Source organism: Brevibacillus daliensis, from assembly GCF_021245735.1.
Classification (GTDB): Bacteria; Bacillota; Bacilli; order Brevibacillales; family Brevibacillaceae; genus Brevibacillus_B; species Brevibacillus_B daliensis.
In genome coordinates this window covers 1-17,281 of sequence record NZ_JAJISB010000017.1, presented here as the reverse complement: position 1 = coordinate 17,281, position 17,281 = coordinate 1, and the positions used below count along the sequence as shown (strand labels likewise).

The following is a 17,281-nucleotide window of genomic DNA, read 5'->3' as shown; positions in this document are numbered from 1 at the left end:
GGGTCCCCTCCTATTCTGGAATTAATTCGTAGAACTCCCCATATTTTTTGCCATCTGTGAAAAAGAGGCGAATGAAATCTTTTTTCTTAATCTCAACTTCCGGCATAATGGTAACCCCCGGTTCTATATCACGGAGAAAAGAATATTGAACACCATCATCCTTGTTAATCGGAGAGGACCCCTCTTTTTTTACATAACAGAGTACCTCTTTTGGAATGGGAGTTTCCGAAAAGATACGTATCTGCAAGGACTGGTACGAACTAAACCAGCTTCGGCCTCTTTTAAAAGAATAGTAGATTTTGGCTCTACCTGAATTGACATGGGCGATGTGCTGATCTCCCTCAGGAATGAGCATGACAGGCTTTCCGTTATCCAAGGCACAAGGGAATATCCGATAGGTATTTTTCCCGAACCCCTCTACTACCTCAAAGTAACCTTTTTTTGCCTTGTACTCTTCCCGTGTGTATAGCTTAAGTTGCTTTTCTGTTATTTCGGCGAGGTCAACTGGTTCTCCAAAGGGAGATTTATAAATATAGACGCAAGGAACAGAATCAGCCCAATGCCAGTTCATAATGCATTCATTTCCCTGCAAACGGTATGTGATATCTTTGATTAACAAGTCGGATGTTTCATCCATTCTGATCATTACACATCATGCTCCTACTCTATACATCAAAGCGTGTATTGCCGGCTCTGTCACCATCTGCCTTATTTCTTGTGGAGTATCTACCTTTAGAAAAATGATTCTTACCAGTACCTGAACTATGGCTTGGAACAGGAAAAAATACGGTAAATAGCGTTAACACAACAGCCAGCAGTATAGCAGCTATAAATCGATCTAGCATATTGATTATGCTATACGAGGTAGGTCCCATCTCTAGCACCAGACCGGCTAGCAAACCACCTACAACTCCCCCAATGGTAAAGCCCTTGGCCAAATGTCTGTTATCAAAAATCAATCCTAATGCTAAGCCTAACAACGCTCCAATTATAGTCAGACTTCCTACTCGTAGTCCCGCATACCATAAGCTATCTGCGGAAGAGCCGGTTCTTTCTGTAATCAGAGTACGATCCTGACGACTAATTTCATAGATCTCTCCAAACACTGCTGTGATTTGATCAGCATTGGTTACATCGTAATAATTCCCTTGCGTTTGTTCTGCAATTTGCTTCAATAAATCTGTTCCATCAGCACTTACTGCGCTCATTCCTACAGAATGGATTCTAATATTCGCTTCCTGAAAAGGTATAAGTGCATCAGGCAACGTAACATCACTGTAACCATCAGACATGAGAAGAATGGTACTTGCGCCGGATAATCCAGTTTCCTTTTGTAAATGAGCTAAGGCTTCATTCAATGCCAGTTCAATCTCCGTACCACCATCAGGTTTGGGATGATTCACTAGTTTTTGTATGACTTCCTGCTTAGCCTGTGCACCATCTAGTTGAATAAGGGGTTGTAACAGCTCAACTTTACTATTAAAGGTGAAAATGGCAACGCTCACGTCTTCCTCCATTTTGCCTATAACATCAGCCGCTGCTTTAAAAACTTGTCCATCTGGATCTGAATCCTGCATACTTCCCGATGTATCAAGGAGCATGACAATGTTTTCTTTTCCACCTGTCCATTGGAAATTGGTACCATATACAAACTGTAACAGCATCGCCACCACACCAATCATGATGAACGTGCTAGGTACAAGCATCTTCCAGGAAAAACCTCTATACCGCTGTTTCCAGCCCTCTCCGTTTAGTCTTGGTGAAATCAACTCCGCTATCAGGCAGAGAAGTCCTACAAAGAATGCAAACTGACCAAAATATAGCCCGATCAAAAGCCAATGCGGGAGCTCATTTGAAAGCTGATTTAATATGATTTCTCCTACAAAAAAGCCAATTACCCCACCAATCAAGCTACAAAGAACCATGAGTAGATTTATTTTCTTGTGGCTCATGACGATCAACCCTCTCCTTGGCGGCGAAATACAAATCCATTTTCTATATAAGAATCATGATATTTTTTGTTGTTTCGATAATACATGAGATCTTCCATCCCGAATCCGCCCATTAGTTTTAACTTCTCAACGCCACTTTTTTGATCTTCATGGATGTAGCCCAGCTTGTATGTTCGTAAGGTTTGCTCAGTAGCAAGTACATACTGGACAAAATCACTGGTGCTATCAGCAAAGAAGTACTTTTCTTCATAGCGATGTTTTTGTGTGAAATGGAATATGTCGATATGAACCGATGACCGATCCTCCAAAGCTATGGATAAATCTCTGAACAATTCCTCTTTCGTCAATACATCCCGATTTTCGTAGGAAGCAGTCACATTGGCACGTGCCAACAATTCATCCTCAAAAGAGATGGCAAAGCATTCATTGGTCAAAATCTCATTCCGACACAAGGTACATAATCTCTGAATGAGATCAGTAATGCCATTTTGTAAGAGAGCGGATACACGACCCATGTATCTCTCCTCAAAATAAAATCGCGGGCCTCTTTTTGCTTCTACTGCATGTATCGAGGCATGCACCACGACCTCGTAATATTCATCGATGTTTTTCCCCAGGTAATCGACGGCTTCCTGGGTACTTTTCTGTGCGATTTTTTTAAGCTGTTTCTGGATTCCTTCCAGTTGTTCTACCTGTAGCTTCACTTCTTGATGCATCTCTTCTATTTGTTTTTCATAGGTTCTAAGAAGCTCCAGTTCAAGCTCTAATCCCAGAATCTCGTATTTTTTACCATACACCATAGGGAATAGCTGTCGGACAAAGCTCCGCACACGTTCTTTATCCCGTGTAAAAAAGCCGCCCTTTTTCATTTCCAGCTGATCAACCCTGAGTCGGTATATCTCCTCTAGTTCTTGTCCTCTATGCTCAAGTTGCCTCAAGACTTCCCTTATCGCTCCACGAAGTACTTGCAGTATTGAGCTCTTTGATTCCAGAGAAGATGTCATTTCGTATGCGACATAAAGTCCAATCTTCTCATTTTCAATCATGCTCTGTTTGAAATGCTGTCGGAAGTTCCCTTCTATTCCAGCTTTCTCAACTTGTTCACGAGCCACTCGTACAAAATTAGATTCAAAAAAGGTTTGACTGCTTCTATCAAATAGCGCTTGTTCCGCTTCTTTCATTGTCATACTGGTAAGCTCGCTGAAGCTCACTCCTGAAGTCATGAGACTGCTCATTTCATCGAGCTTCTCTTCATCCGGTAAGAAGGAAATGACCTTCCGCTGAATATGTGCAGGTGTTAGTCCAAGCATCTCCATTGCTTCTGTGCAATCCTGACTATTTCCCTCTTTCACTCGCTTCAAAAAATGATCATATACATGTGCCAGTACAGTAAGGGCAATCGCATGAGTAGGACGAGTTACTTTGGAATAACCAGCAGAGGAAAACGCAGCATGATCTACTACTCCATTAATGCTTCGTATAAATTGAGCCTTGTTATAACCCTCATTACCTTCGTGAATCTCTTCTTCTACCTCTTTATTGTTAAGAAGGACAAGATTACTAATTACCTCATCATTCTCTTCCCGGCCGTTGTCGATAAACATTCCGTGCTCATTTTTATCGCTTAGTAAATAGACTAGGGAAAAAAGTGGAGCAGGCTGGTGTTCTACCGCCAGTTTTACCCTGTCTTCTGTCATCTGTAAATCAGCGCGGAAATGATAGTCGCCACGTTGATACTTATTACATTCCTCAAGAAAACTGACCCCAAGCGATGCAGAAAATCCGAAATCATGCCCATCGTTTCGTTCCTGCAACAAGACGTATAAATCCATTGATACATTCTTGAACATCTCCGCCAAGTAGCTTTTCATTAAGAGCGTCAGCTCAGGCAGTAAGATGGTAGCTGTATCATCTGCTCTCGTTACCACGGCAATGTTAATTTGTCGGTAAGATGTAAATCGTCTACTCAGCTCCGCTATTCGAATACTGATCAGCTTCATAATTCTATTTAACTCAACTAAATAAGACTCATCATGATAGAACTTTTCATATAAGGATGTCCGCATCATTTGTTTATGCGTATCCCGTTCTGGCAAGCGAAATCCGTACAAATTAGGACGTTCTATCGTTTCTTCCGAGTAGGCGTGAACATAAAGTACACCCTCGCTGTTTTGCCATTTCCGCTCATTGATCGCATAAATGTTTTGGAGAGCTTGCAGGCTTTTATCCCCTAGAAAGAGGAAGAGCACAGGGTTCTGAATGCTACGCTGTCCGTTTTCATTATCCAGTTGTTTTTCTAAATCCGACACGTAATGGGTCGCGAACTGCTCAATCAAATCCCTCATGCTTCCTCCTGCTATCTAGTCATCGTTACGTCTTAGACTTCGCTATCTTATTCTTTACTGTAGCGTTTTACGCATATCATTTACTTTTGACCATACTTTTTTGTAGAAGCTGTACATCTCTTCTCCATTTACATACTCGTCTCGATCGTATTCCAGATCATTCTTCGTAGCTTGGAAAGAGGCTGACAATTCTCCTAGCTTCGTAATCAAGTCTTGCGTATCAAGAGAAGAAGTTAGTTGGTCGCTTCGTTTGCCTGCTTTACGTTTAAGAGCTGTCAGCTGTTTTGGATCAAGGTTACGAATTTGCTCAAAAATAACGTATTCCACGTGTTTGTTTACTTTTAGCAGATTAACGAATGGGTCCCATGCTTCTTCTTCTTCATCCTTGTCATATACATACAAGGCACCTTTTTTGGTGATTGTATCGGTATACATCGCCTCAATAAAGCTGTTGATTAATTCTTCTTCATCCTGCATGGTTGAGATGACTTGCTCTAGCTCAGCTACTTTACTTGCGATCTCTCCATACTTACGAACCTCATCCTGCAACAAGCGAATCATTTCTGGAGATCGAATCAGGTTCTCTTTTGCCATATCCTCGTTAATACTTCCGAAGATATCCTTGGTGTAGTCTATCTCCAAACCATCCTGTAGGAAGCCTTTTAGTTCAGCCAGACAACGTTTAATCTCACCAGGATTCACTTTTGATTGATCTTTTTGAAGCTGATATTTCGCCATGAAGCTAGCAATATCAAACGGTTTGGTAATGATGCAACCATAACGATTGCTTGTTTGATTATCAGCGCCTTTCAAAACGATTGCACCATACTTCATTGCAAGGTCAAATAAATGACGTACCGTAGCGTTATATTCTTTTACACGTGAATTGAGATACGTTTCTCCCCATGATTTCTCTGGAATTGGGGATGGAAGATACGTCCAGTTTTTCTTATCTGTCTGCACAAGGTGACGACCAATACCTTCTCTTTCCAGAATGGTACGCTCGTAACTCTCCTCATATACTTTGAGCGGTGTGTATACAAACAGCGGAATACCATTTTTCGTGTTTAACCAGAAAATACGGTTTTTCACTTCGCTCTCTTTCACAGTAAAACGTGAACCACTGATAGATGTGTTCTGATAGTTTTTGATCCCCTTCAAAATCGAAGGTGCTTTCACCGGAACAGAAACGAATCCCCAGGATGGGAAATCAAGATTGCCAAGGTTATTGCTAAGATGGAAGACTGGAATTGCCTCTTCATCTAATTTGCCTGCAATTTTGCGCTCTACGATACGATCTAGCGTCTCATCTTGCCCGTATTTAATGACAAGAAAGTCTTCCATAGATTTTGTGATGAGATCACTGAACTTCTCGGATAAGAAGTCGGAAATGGAGCTGACAATATCAACATCCTGTTCCTTCACCCAATTATCAGAGCGTTTCAACAGCTCAGCTGTAAAGTCACGAATTAGTTCATCCGTATCCTTATCATCCATGATGTTCCCAATTACTTTAGCAATATCAGGCACGTTCACGATATTCCAGTAATACGTTTTATTTCCTGTACGGTCGCTCTCTTCTGAACCATTAAGTAAAATATCGCCGTTCTTCTCAAAAATCTGGTTCAGGGTTTTCAAGATTTCTGTGAAAACGTTATATACACGATTGTTCTCATCATTTAAGAGGCGGTATAGCTCCTCGTAAAACTCTATCATCTGTTCGATCTTTTCCTGATCGGCAGCTAGTTGAAATTCATTGATTTTTGCTTCAATGTAGTTATTCTTTTTCTTTTCTTTGGAAATAAAGGCGCTTCTGGCATCTCCCAGCTTCTCGTTAGCTGTTTCACGAGCAGCTTCAATTTCGCGTGGATAACTCTCCAAGCTACTCTTCAAGCTCTCGGTATAAGAGAGAATCATTTTAAGCAGACAGAACCCTTTATCGGAATGGATCAGGCGGGAAGCATAAAACGGTCCCTGCTGCGGATGTAAAAACACGCGAGTAATCATTTCGCCAAAGACATTCACCAATTCACCCGGCAATTGTTTCTTTGATTTGATATAAGCTTCTCTCGCCTTGGATAAGTACCCCTGCTCCAGTTCATGATCGATACTAACCACTTGCTGGCTAATGACATTGCTATAACTCAAGCGTTCACTATTTTCATAGCCTGGAATTGGTTCTGGAACGCGCTCTTCGAATTTACGGGAGATAGAATCGATATCAATAGCCAGTTTACGAGCGAACTTCTCCGCATCCTCCTGGGTAGGCGCTACTGTAAACATCTTCTCCATCTTTTTGAACAATCGATAGGCGAGATAGGTTGTCATCTCTTCGGTTGGTAGAACAGCAGAAGAAGCACCGATTACGTTGTACTGATAGTTTGCTGCATATGCTTTTGGCATCTGATTAATATTAGTGCGAATGTTGCTGATATAGTCGTGAATCGCAAATTCTTCTCCCGACCTTTTTTCCTCACTCGCCATGAAGTTGGTAATGTTCTCTGCTGTTACATTCATGCAATAGTCATAAGCATTTTCCAGTGCCTTGCCCTCCAGATTGGTAGCAGAGATCAAGTGACACAGGTTAAATGGAGGCATAGGTGAAGAGACGTTCAGTACATTGCCATATTGCTGCTTGAATCGCTCGGAACGCTCGTCTGCATTCATCCAGTAATCTAATTCTTTTAAGGCAGCATAGCCGTTTTTCATAATGTAATCACGAGTATGGGAGCTAAGACTCTTATTCGCCAGATTCACGTCTGGTGTAAACAGATAACCTAGGGAATTCACCTTATCTACGCCTGTACTGCCGAATTCACGCTCCAGGATACCACGTACGATATAGGCGATATCAAGGAAACAACCACTACCTGTACCACCTGAAATACCTGTCAAAATGAAGACCGTTAGCTTCTTGTTTGTGCCTTCGGTAAGTGTTTTGATCTTTTTCTCTAGCGTCTGTACAACCTGTGTAATTTTAGTAAACAAGAGCAAACGTCCAGCTTGTCTAACCCCTGATGCACCGCTGATTCCATCGGTAATGGTTAGCTCCGAAGAAAGCCACTCTGTAATATAAGGATCCAAAATACTGCGGTTTTGCAAAACTCCCCCGATCTCAGGATTGGAGAGCAATACAAATTCTGTTATTGGATCAAGCCCAATACCTTTATAACGCTTGTTGCGATCATGTTCGTTTGTTTCAAAGGCAACGAACTCAATGTTATCCGGCTTTTCTTTTCTTTTTTTGGAAAGAGGGTCAACCGGCAATTTAAAACGACGATTAACCTGATACTTTAGACGAAGCAATGCATCGATCCCTGTTCCACCTAGTCCAATAACCAGCATAGGATTATCGATGGTGTCTACACGAATTTTATCACTGACAATCCCTCCGCCTAATGATACATCTAACTGTTGGATATGCTCTCTAACAATTGCTTTCATAATCGATCCTCTCCTAGACGATATACTCTATAAAGACTGACTTGTTCACGCTTGTAAGCGTTACTTTAATGCGATCATTCTTCTTCAGTTCTCTTCCTTCGCTTGCATCAATTACTCTGCCTGCTTTTTCAATCTGGCATGAAGAATTGTTCTGGATGATTAATGTATCATTCTTCCCAGGTATGAAGATAATTTTATCTGTTTCCTGGAATTCTGGTGCTAGCTGTAACAACTGATGCAATTTTACTTTTCCTTTAAAGGCATTCAGTTTCTTGTATTGAGGACTTGATTTTTCACCTGTGTCTTCATCAACGATTTCCAGCGCCATCTGTCCGATAAATCCTTTGTTCGCCTTTTTCCATACGGTGGACATGTACCATGCCCCACCACCTATCAGGATGAGTCCAAGTACTCCACCTACAACCCACATCCATGGGAATGGTTTCTCTTCTTCTGGTGCTGTAGTTGATGGGTCCGTTACAGTTCCTGTACCAGTACCAGCTCCACTAGCATCCACCTTCACTGGAGTACTTTCTCGATAGAAGCTCGTATCCTCGGCTTTAACCTTAATCTCGTATTCATGGTCCATAGGTACAGTAAAGCTTCCCTCAAATCCGCTTCCCGTGTTTTTTAATTCACTCTCTGTAACCTTGTTATCCGTTAGATCATTGATGATGAGCCTCGCCTTCATTGTCTTATAAAGGTCTGGACTTGCTACCTTCTGTCCATTGCTTGCTAGCTCTGCTTTAATTGGAATGATGTCACCTTTCTTATAGGCTTTATCTGGAATTGCCTCCATCGCAAGCTGTACATCGTAATTGTAAATCATATTGATGTCTATTTTATCTTTTGCTACCCCTTTTACCTGTAACTTCCAATTACCTTGCGTTGGTTTAAGCATTTTCACCATGGAATAAGCATTTGATTTAGAATAACGAACAACGTCAGAAGGAATATTTACTTGCTTACCAGCCGGATCGAAAAGCTTTACTTCGACAGGCTTTCCTGACATGATCGATATATTTGCTTCCATTACATCGTTGTTAGGGATCTCAATTGCGACTTCCTGATATTCTCCGTTTGATGTAATACTATCGATGGGAACCACTTTTAATTTCTGATGATTGGCAAAAATTTCACTTAAAATTTGTGGAAGCTTGTCTGCTGTGCTTGTTTCGAAAAATTTACCATTTGTTTCAGTAGCAATCTCCTGCAAGGGCACTCGATTTAATTGTCCATCTGCATTAAGCCCGATGGTATAGATGGGATATCCATTGCTCTTTGCAGTCTGTACCGCTGCATCCAGCTTTTGATCCGACATTTGCTGATTGCGACCCGAACTTGGATTCAAATAGTTATTACCATCCGCCAACAGTACAATGATTGGGGAGTGAGTTGGATCATGTCCGGCATCAAGGATTTTTACCGCTTCTTCTACCCCGACAGAGATATCCGTATAGGCACCTTTTTGCAAACTATCAATAAAAGATTTTATCTCTTCCTTGTCCTGATCGGATTTCACTTCCAACAATGCTTTTTCCCGTTCGATTTTATCTGTATACGCTACGACCCCAATCTTGTTACCCTGTATAGAAGTCATATCAACAAACATTTTCATTGCTTCATTACTTACTTTGTTCTTATCACTGTCCGTCATGGAATTACTAACGTCCACAACCAACACGGCATCCATTTTATCTCCGCCAGTCTGTGCAAAGCTAAATGAAGCACCTGTGGTTACTGAACCAAGTAGAAGTCCCACACACAGTAAGAACCGAAATACCCTGCCAATTTGGAACATCTTTATGAACCCCCACTACCAATTTTATTTATTGTCGACTTTTCTTTCTTATTTGGAGAACTGTTGCATTCAACTTAACAATATGACAAGATTACCTCTATATTATACTACCTATCAATGGGAATGACCTAGTGAGCTATATTAGTAATACGGAGATGTTCATTATTATGTTACATATTTCGACATCGCATATATGGGGACTGATAGATAATGACTTATATTTTTTTCGGAATAGCTTTCCTATTGCTTGGAGCGAGATTGATCCAACTTTTGCAGTTCAAACGTAAAAATAAGGCGCTAGAAGAGACAGATCAGCTGCTACATAGCCTGTTAAACAATGAGGATGAACGAAGATGAAGACAAAAATTGGAGTCCAATTTCGAAAAACCAATAAGACACAGCATACCTTCGAGCGATTAAAATATTGTAAAAATTGCCATTCCTATTCGATCTTATGGAATGAAGAATGCACAATATGTGATAAGGAAGAGACTCTCGTTCCTATTAAAACGATTTCGCTGGCAATTACGAGACGAAACGTTCAGACTCGCTTTTTGTGGATCGGTTTATTTGCCTGTCTCTCAGCAATCTTTGCCGATACAACAGAAAAACTACTTCTTGCTTGTGGTGGAGGTCTCCTGCTCTTTTTGCTATTTGGACTGATGCAGAAACAGTATGGCATCTACGAAAAAGAATACCATTTTAAAAAACACCTCAAGGCTGAGCAACGTAATATAAAGGATTCACTCTTACGTCAACTGGACGAAATAGATGCCGATGTGCAGGAAAAACGGATAAAGGATGCCTATGAAAAAATTCGAGAGGTAGGCTATTTCCTTGATTCTGATTTAATCAAAATATTAAAGCTCAAATACCTGAACCACTTTGTCTTACGCAAAGATATGGATCTGGAGCTAGATACGCTCATACCATCAGACTATAACAAACATTTTATTCTCTATCTACACGAAGCTCTTAAAGTTCAGCCATGGTTGGTTAATCGGGCTGTTCTGGAGTATGTAATCAAATATATGCCTTATATCGAGCAACGCGAAAATGGCAATCAAATACTTGGTCAAGTAGCCGGTGCATCGCTTCGCGTTAAAGCTAATGTATATCGCTATCAAGACTTTATTATTGAAGTCATTGATTTCTTGCCTAAAGAGAGAGTATTGCGTCTTGCAAAAATAGTGAAATCAGAACAGGAATATGATTGGACAAATTTATATGAAGCTACTAAAAAACACGTGGATCAACATTATGCCTTTGATCCTGATTTTAAAGGAGTTCTATGAAACAATTCGTACGCAAAGTAATGTCCGACTATCAAACTTCACTGTTACTGCGCAATATTTTATTCGGTCTGTTTACGATAGCATTGATCATTCTCTCCGTAAAAATTGGATTTAGTATTAAAAAAATTACTTTATATGATCAGGCGATGGCTTATTACCAAGAAAAAAACTGGGTGGCTGCTGAGGAAGTATTTGCTCAGGCTAATGCCATCACTACCATTCGTTATGGTGATGAAATCTGGAATGAATCGATGTCTGCATTAACGGATACACGTACTCAGCTAGAAGTATTATCAGAACAGATTCAGACAGGCAAGACATATACCAATCCAGAACTGATGGTAGATGTATATGATAGCTACCATTTTTTGAAGAAAGGCTCCCTTCAGGCTGATGAGATCACCTCTGCTTTTTTCACCGATATTTCTAATCGCTTGAAAATGGAAGCAGAACTAAAAGCGTATTTTCTAACAGGTAAAGAGCAGATTAATGCGTCTCTACAAGCCAATCTCGCTCAAAAAACCTATAAGGATGAGGAGCAATTGATCCTCTTTTTCGCTGCCGTTCCTGCTGAGTATTTTGGAGATGAAAAAAAGAAAGAGCAGGAATTTGTTACTGTTTTTCGTTCCTACGATCAGAAAAAATTTAAGGATATAGCATCGACTCAATCCTTTGAGGACGTTTTATCCACCACAGCAAAACGAATCAATTTCTACAACGACCAGGACTTGGAAGCAGATTGGCTTCCTACGCTCCTTGAAAAATACGCACGTACCGAGATCAATCTTGCTATTCAGAAAAATGACCTAGATTTGTTCAGTGCCAAAGCAACCGCTTATCGCAACATTAAAAATGCCTTACCATCTGATTCACAGGTACTTGAACTGATTGACCAACATATTGATTCCCAGTTACGTCAGGCAAAGCGATATGAGGAATCTAATCAATTCGAAAAAGCACTTGCTCTCTATGAAGGTCTTCGCTCTGTTACAGATACATCTGAGTTGATCGTTAGCTTGCAAGAAAGTTGGACCTTCCATGAACCGCTTCGCTTGTTACAAGAGAAATACCCTGATAAAACATTCCAGTTAGTTATGTCCGATGAGAAAAAATGGGACTCAGAGATTTTTGTGGCAGCCTTCTCAAAAGATGATCAACTGATCCATTTTGCCGCAAAAATGCCAGACAAATCAGTTGTCTACCTGGAAGATGACTCGTTTTCCAATCGTGTCATAAAAAATTTCACTACGATTGAATTCCCTTTAAAAAGAAAGAGTCCCATCATTCTGGTTGAAACAGATAGTGAGTCGCGCTTGTCCACCTACTATGGATTCGTTCCTGATCTGTCAGAATCCAAATGGGTGAAGCGATTTGAAATTGAGGGAGACAGCTTTGCCATTGAAGGTCTGAATAATGTAGTCGTGGATAATCCAAAAGGTACAGGGGAAAATGAACGTGCCTACTTCAATCTCAAAGATACCGGGCTGGAATACGATGAAAATAATTCTATACCTCTTATAAAAGACGAGGAAAGTCTAGAGAACCCAGCAGATCCTCTGGATAATTCCGAGATCCCTGGGACAGAGCCTTCTACTCCATCTAAAGATGCCACAGAAACAACAGGTGAACATGCTTCTGATGCAGGTATGATGAATGTTTATGCTGGCCCAGGAGAAACCTTTGAAGTTATCGGTCAACTAGCCAAGAATACTTCCATAAAGAAAATCGCTGAGAAAGACGGATGGTATCAAATTTCATTTGATGGTAAAGATGGCTGGATTCGAGATACCGGAGGCAGTGTGGAGCAATAGGTGGTTTTTTACAAGGATTTAATTCAGAAAACGATATATCGGTCTGGTTGGATATCGAAAGACCACAAAAAAACGGAGGTGCCCAAGGCATCTCCGTTTTATATTCATCAGAAAATTAATCAATCGGTTGAAATCAAATAAACATCGTGATAATATAAAGATTGGTTATCGTTAATTTAATATTTTGATTAGTATTTCCCAATTTAATTATATAACGAAACATGCCATGATGTCAAATCTTTTTTTAGGCAGTAGTTGATTTTTTTGAGATACATTCGAAAAACCTGTTCTTTCCTTAGCGGATGTTTTTCATGCATATCAGGCTGAGAAGCTTCGCAGTTTATACTTTCTGATACAGTAAAAAAGGGGCGATTCTATGAGTAAAGTTGATCAAGATTGGCGAGAAGAACAAGTGCGGGTAGACATGGTGATCGATCAAATTGATAAACAAATGGAATCACTCGATCAGCATACTAGCGGATTGAAGGAAGACATTGTGGAGATCCGCAAGAACTTCTGGGATGATGTCACTGTCAATTTTGATGATCACAGTGAGGCTGCTGATACGTATGCCAGCATGAAACAGCAAGCGGAACTACTGTCAGAACGAGAACGCACCCATCAGCATGCTACCAAACAACTTATCGCATTGCGGAAACTGAAGCAGGTTCCCTATTTTGGGCGTATTGATTTTCATGAGAACGACATCAATCAACTTATAGAACCCATTTACGTAGGCGTAGCTTCCCTACTGGATGAAAGCGAAGAAAACTGGCTGGTATATGATTGGCGTGCCCCCATATCCAGTCTTTATTACGATTATCCACCCGGTCCAGCGCAATACGAGACACCAGACGGCACAGTAAACGGAACCATGGAATTAAAACGCCAATTCATCATCCGAGACGGACAGATTCGCAGTATGTTTAATACCGGTGTTACCATTGGCGACGAAATGTTACAGGAGGTGCTCGGTAAACAAGCAACTACGCAGATGAAAAGCATTGTCTCCACCATTCAAAAAGAACAGAATCGTATTATTCGCAATGAAAAAAGCAAAGTGCTGATTGTACAGGGAGCTGCTGGAAGTGGAAAAACATCGGCCGCCTTGCAACGCGTCGCATATTTACTTTATCGTTTCAGAGGAATGCTCCGTGCTGATCAAATCGTCTTGTTCTCCCCCAATTCCATGTTCAACAGCTATGTATCCACCGTGCTACCCGAGCTTGGTGAGGAAAACATGCAACAGACTACCTACCAGGATTATGTAGAGAAACGACTTGGAAAAACATTTCGCATCGAAGATCCCTTCACTCAACTCGAGTATATGCATATAGCTATGCATGAACCTGAGTACGCTGCACGCATGGAAGGAATTCGTTTTAAAGCCTCTCTCTCATTTTTACAAGCCATCAAACAGTACGTGGAAAGGCTTAAACGGGAAGGCTTACTTTTTAAAGATATTACATTCAGAGGTGCTACCCTCCTTTCCTCTGAGCATATGAAGGAGAAATTTTATTCCTGGGATTCTTCTCTACCAATTCCCAATCGCATGAGACTACTTACGCAATCCATGCTTATCCAATTAAAGAAGCTGGCTCTTCTCGAACGAAAAAGATCATGGGTAGAAGATGAAGTCCAATTGCTCAATCAAGATGCGTACCAACAGGCATATGAGGAACTTCGCAAAAGGAATCGTCTAAAGGGTAATACCTTCGATGACTTCGCAATGGAGCAGAAGCTACTTGGTTCCATGATTGTAAACAAACGCTTTAAACCAATACGGACAGCTGTAAAACGATTTAAATATGTTGATATACCTCGTATTTATCGTCAGTTATTTCAAGATCCCGAGTATTTATCTCGTTTGTTACCTGAAACGGATATTCCCAAACAGTGGGCAGCTATTTGCGCTCAAACAATTGAAAAGCTGGATCGCTCTGAGTTAGCCTATGAGGATGCAACTCCTTACTTGTACTTGAAAGAGTTGATTGAGGGTTTTCAGACGAATACAACCGTTTTACATGTGTTCATTGATGAAGCACAGGATTATTCTCCTTTCCAGCTCGCTTTCATCCAGAAATTGTTTCCACACAGTAAAATGACCATACTAGGCGATGTAAATCAAACGATTTTTGCCCATGCTTCCGCCAGTAGCATTGACCTTTCACAGTTATCCTCGTTCTTTGGAGCAGAGCAAACAGAGACAATCGACCTTACTCGGAGTTATCGGTCTACACGTCAAATCATTGAGTTTACGCGTGAACTTGTTACAGGTGGGGAGATGATTGAACCTTTTAATCGTGAAGGGACTAAGCCTACCCTTACTCGAATTGAAAGTTCAGTGGATCATGTGGGGAAAATCAAAGAACGAATCAGAGAGCTACAAGCAGCTGGACACCGAACGATTGCCGTAATTTGCAAAACTGCTAAAGAGAGTAAGGAAGCTTATGATGTCTTACAAGGTGATTGCCAAATTCGCCTGATAAATAAAGATACTGCTACCTTTGAAAAAGGTACGGTAGTGATTCCCTCTTATCTCGCAAAAGGGGTAGAATTTGATGCAGTCATTATCTACAATGCTTCAGAAGAACAGTATGGAAGGGAAAGTGACCGCAAGTTGTTCTATACGGCTTGTACTCGGGCTATGCATGGGCTTCATCTTTATTACAAAGGTCGAGTTAGTCCGTTTCTTACAGGGCTATCTCCCGAAACATACGATTGTAATGGTTAATTAGTGATAAAAACTTCTATCGAAGTCTTTTCGAAGAAGCTTTCTGATACAGTAATAAAAACAGGTTGCCTAAAAATACCTAAGCAACCTGTTTTCTTATGGAATTCTTCAGAAAATTACAGTGGGGGATCGGACTCAGGCTGTTGTGTTGGCGCTTCGGCATCAGTTAATTAAGTAAGTCTACGAGGAAAATCTATGAACAACAAAGAAAGCCATTCATTACGAATGGCTCCCCTTTACTTTCTCGCTTTATGAACCTTCAATAGTTTCCCTTTTATCGTTGTATTCTTCATTTCTTGCAGGACAAGCAACCCTTTCCCATTCAAAATTTCCACATAGGTAGCCGTGTCCTGAATGGTAATAATCCCGATATCTTCAGCTGTTACACCATCGATTTTGGCAATGGTGCCCACAAAATCAACGGCTCGCAGCTTCTTTTTCTTTCCTCCATTAAAATATAGCTTCGTAATTTCACTATTTAACTCAGCACTTTTATCTTTTTTTAGTGTAGGACCTGCATCCAGCTTCTCTTCAAATGCGGCTTTCTTTCTTGTAACTTCCTCAAGGGAAGGCTTATCAATTTTAGTTATGCTAAATCCAATGTACTTTTCAATTTCCTCTACTTTTTCCCGTTCATCTGGTGCCATAAAGGTGATGGCTTTTCCTGAGTTACCAGCGCGTCCAGTTCTGCCTGTTCGATGTACGTAACTCTCCTTGTCTGTTGGCAAATCATAGTTAATGACATGAGTAATATTCTCGATATCAATCCCTCTTGCTGCTACATCCGTCGCTATCAGGTATCGGAATTCTCCTCTTTTAAAATCATTCATGACTCCAAAGCGGTCTTCCTGTATCATCCCCCCATGGATTTTGTCACATGGATAGTCTAGCTCGTCCATTTTTCTACATACATGATTTACCTGTTCATGAGTTCCACAAAAAATAATACAGCTATCCGGATTTTCTACGGTTAAAACATCTGTTAGCAAAGAAAATTTATCTCTCTCTTCTACTTCTAACAGGGCATGATCAATTTTATCCGTTGTTACACCAGTTGCGATGATTTCAATGTATATCGGATCTTTCATATACGTTTCCGCTAGTTTTTCCACATCCTCCGGTAACGTTGCTGAAAATAACATAGTCATCCTATCAGTAGGCAGCTGTTCAATGATCGCTCCTACCTGATCGATGAACCCCATATTTAGCATTTCGTCCGCTTCATCTATTACAAGATATTTCAAACGCGATAGAGCTAGCGTCCCTTTCTGGATATGATCTAGTACACGTCCCGGAGTTCCTACAACCACGTGGCTTTTTTGTTTTAATTCAGCCTGTTGTCTGGCAAATGGTGACTTGCCATACACCGCAGTCGCTTTAATCCGTTTAAACCTGCCGATATTCGTAAAATCCTCTTTGACTTGAACAGCTAACTCACGAGTTGGTGTTAATACCAGTGCTTGAGGCTTATTCTCTGCCCACTCCAGATTTTCACAGATAGGGATAGCAAATGCCGCTGTCTTGCCACTTCCTGTTTGAGACTTAACCACTAGGTCCTTCTCATCTAGAGCCACAGGTATTACTTTATCTTGAACTTCTGTAGGATTTTTATATTCCAAGCCATCTAATGCTCGCAGAATTTCATTACTTATTTTATAGTGACTGAAGCCTGTTTCTGTCATATCGTAACCTCGTTTGTCCGTATATTTCTTTATCATTGATATGACTGTACATGATTATGTTGATAAAATCCAATCCTTGCTGGGATTTTTAAGGATTGCCTTGATCCTACTTTAGTGGAAAAAACCAGCTTCTCTTTTCACCCTTCGCTAAAAGTCTACGCCCACAAGGGGTTGGACTGCCCGCTCCGCACTATCCATCGGGAAAGCTCTCAACGAC

General features: G+C 40.8%; 10 protein-coding genes. 4 read left to right on the top strand and 6 right to left on the bottom strand.

The annotated features are described in order from the left end of the window. Positions 1-10: 10 nt before the first annotated feature. The 5 genes from LM917_RS13770 to LM917_RS13750 are packed head-to-tail and all read right to left on the bottom strand — an operon-like array spanning position 11 to position 9,542. Entirely contained in the window at positions 11-646 is a 636-nt protein-coding gene (locus tag LM917_RS13770; protein ID WP_232698111.1) for a beta-mannanase, read from the bottom strand. A gap of 19 nt (positions 647-665) precedes the next feature. Then, entirely contained in the window at positions 666-1,952 is a 1,287-nt protein-coding gene (locus tag LM917_RS13765; RefSeq protein ID WP_232698110.1) for a vWA domain-containing protein, read from the bottom strand. 5 nt (positions 1,953-1,957) lie between these two features. Next, a complete protein-coding gene (locus LM917_RS13760; protein ID WP_232698109.1) occupies positions 1,958-4,297 on the bottom strand; it encodes an FtsZ/tubulin family protein in 2,340 nt (779 codons plus the stop codon). Positions 4,298-4,351: 54 nt separating this feature from the next. Beyond that, positions 4,352-7,741 (bottom strand): tubulin-like doman-containing protein, encoded by a 3,390-nt coding sequence (locus LM917_RS13755; protein ID WP_232698108.1) that lies wholly within the window; start codon positions 7,739-7,741, stop codon positions 4,352-4,354. Between the two features lie 13 nt (positions 7,742-7,754). Continuing rightward, positions 7,755-9,542 (bottom strand): vWA domain-containing protein, encoded by a 1,788-nt coding sequence (locus LM917_RS13750; RefSeq protein WP_232698107.1) that lies wholly within the window; start codon positions 9,540-9,542, stop codon positions 7,755-7,757. 210 nt (positions 9,543-9,752) lie between these two features. Here LM917_RS13750 and LM917_RS13745 point away from each other — a divergent pair, with 210 nt between their 5' ends. The 4 genes from LM917_RS13745 to helD all read left to right on the top strand — a co-directional run bounded on the left by LM917_RS13745 (position 9,753) and on the right by helD (position 15,382). Further along, positions 9,753-9,899 (top strand): hypothetical protein, encoded by a 147-nt coding sequence (locus LM917_RS13745; RefSeq protein WP_232698106.1) that lies wholly within the window; start codon positions 9,753-9,755, stop codon positions 9,897-9,899. Beyond that, the gene (locus tag LM917_RS13740; RefSeq protein ID WP_232698105.1) at positions 9,896-10,837 is read left to right on the top strand and encodes a hypothetical protein; all 942 of its coding nucleotides are present in this window, start codon (positions 9,896-9,898) and stop codon (positions 10,835-10,837) included. The genes LM917_RS13745 and LM917_RS13740 overlap by 4 nt, the downstream gene beginning before the upstream one ends. Then, positions 10,834-12,648: an SH3 domain-containing protein gene (locus LM917_RS13735; protein ID WP_232698104.1), complete on the top strand. Its 1,815-nt coding sequence runs from the start codon at positions 10,834-10,836 to the stop codon at positions 12,646-12,648. Before LM917_RS13740 ends, LM917_RS13735 begins: the two co-directional genes overlap by 4 nt. Before the next feature lie 376 nt (positions 12,649-13,024). Beyond that, positions 13,025-15,382 carry an RNA polymerase recycling motor HelD gene (gene helD / locus LM917_RS13730; RefSeq protein ID WP_232698103.1) on the top strand — a complete coding sequence of 786 codons (2,358 nt, stop codon included), beginning with the start codon at positions 13,025-13,027 and terminating at the stop codon, positions 15,380-15,382. A gap of 236 nt (positions 15,383-15,618) precedes the next feature. On the opposite strand, the gene LM917_RS13725 is transcribed toward helD, so the two are convergent. Further along, a complete protein-coding gene (locus LM917_RS13725; protein WP_232698102.1) occupies positions 15,619-17,064 on the bottom strand; it encodes a DEAD/DEAH box helicase in 1,446 nt (481 codons plus the stop codon). Between the last annotated feature and the right edge of the window lie 217 nt (positions 17,065-17,281).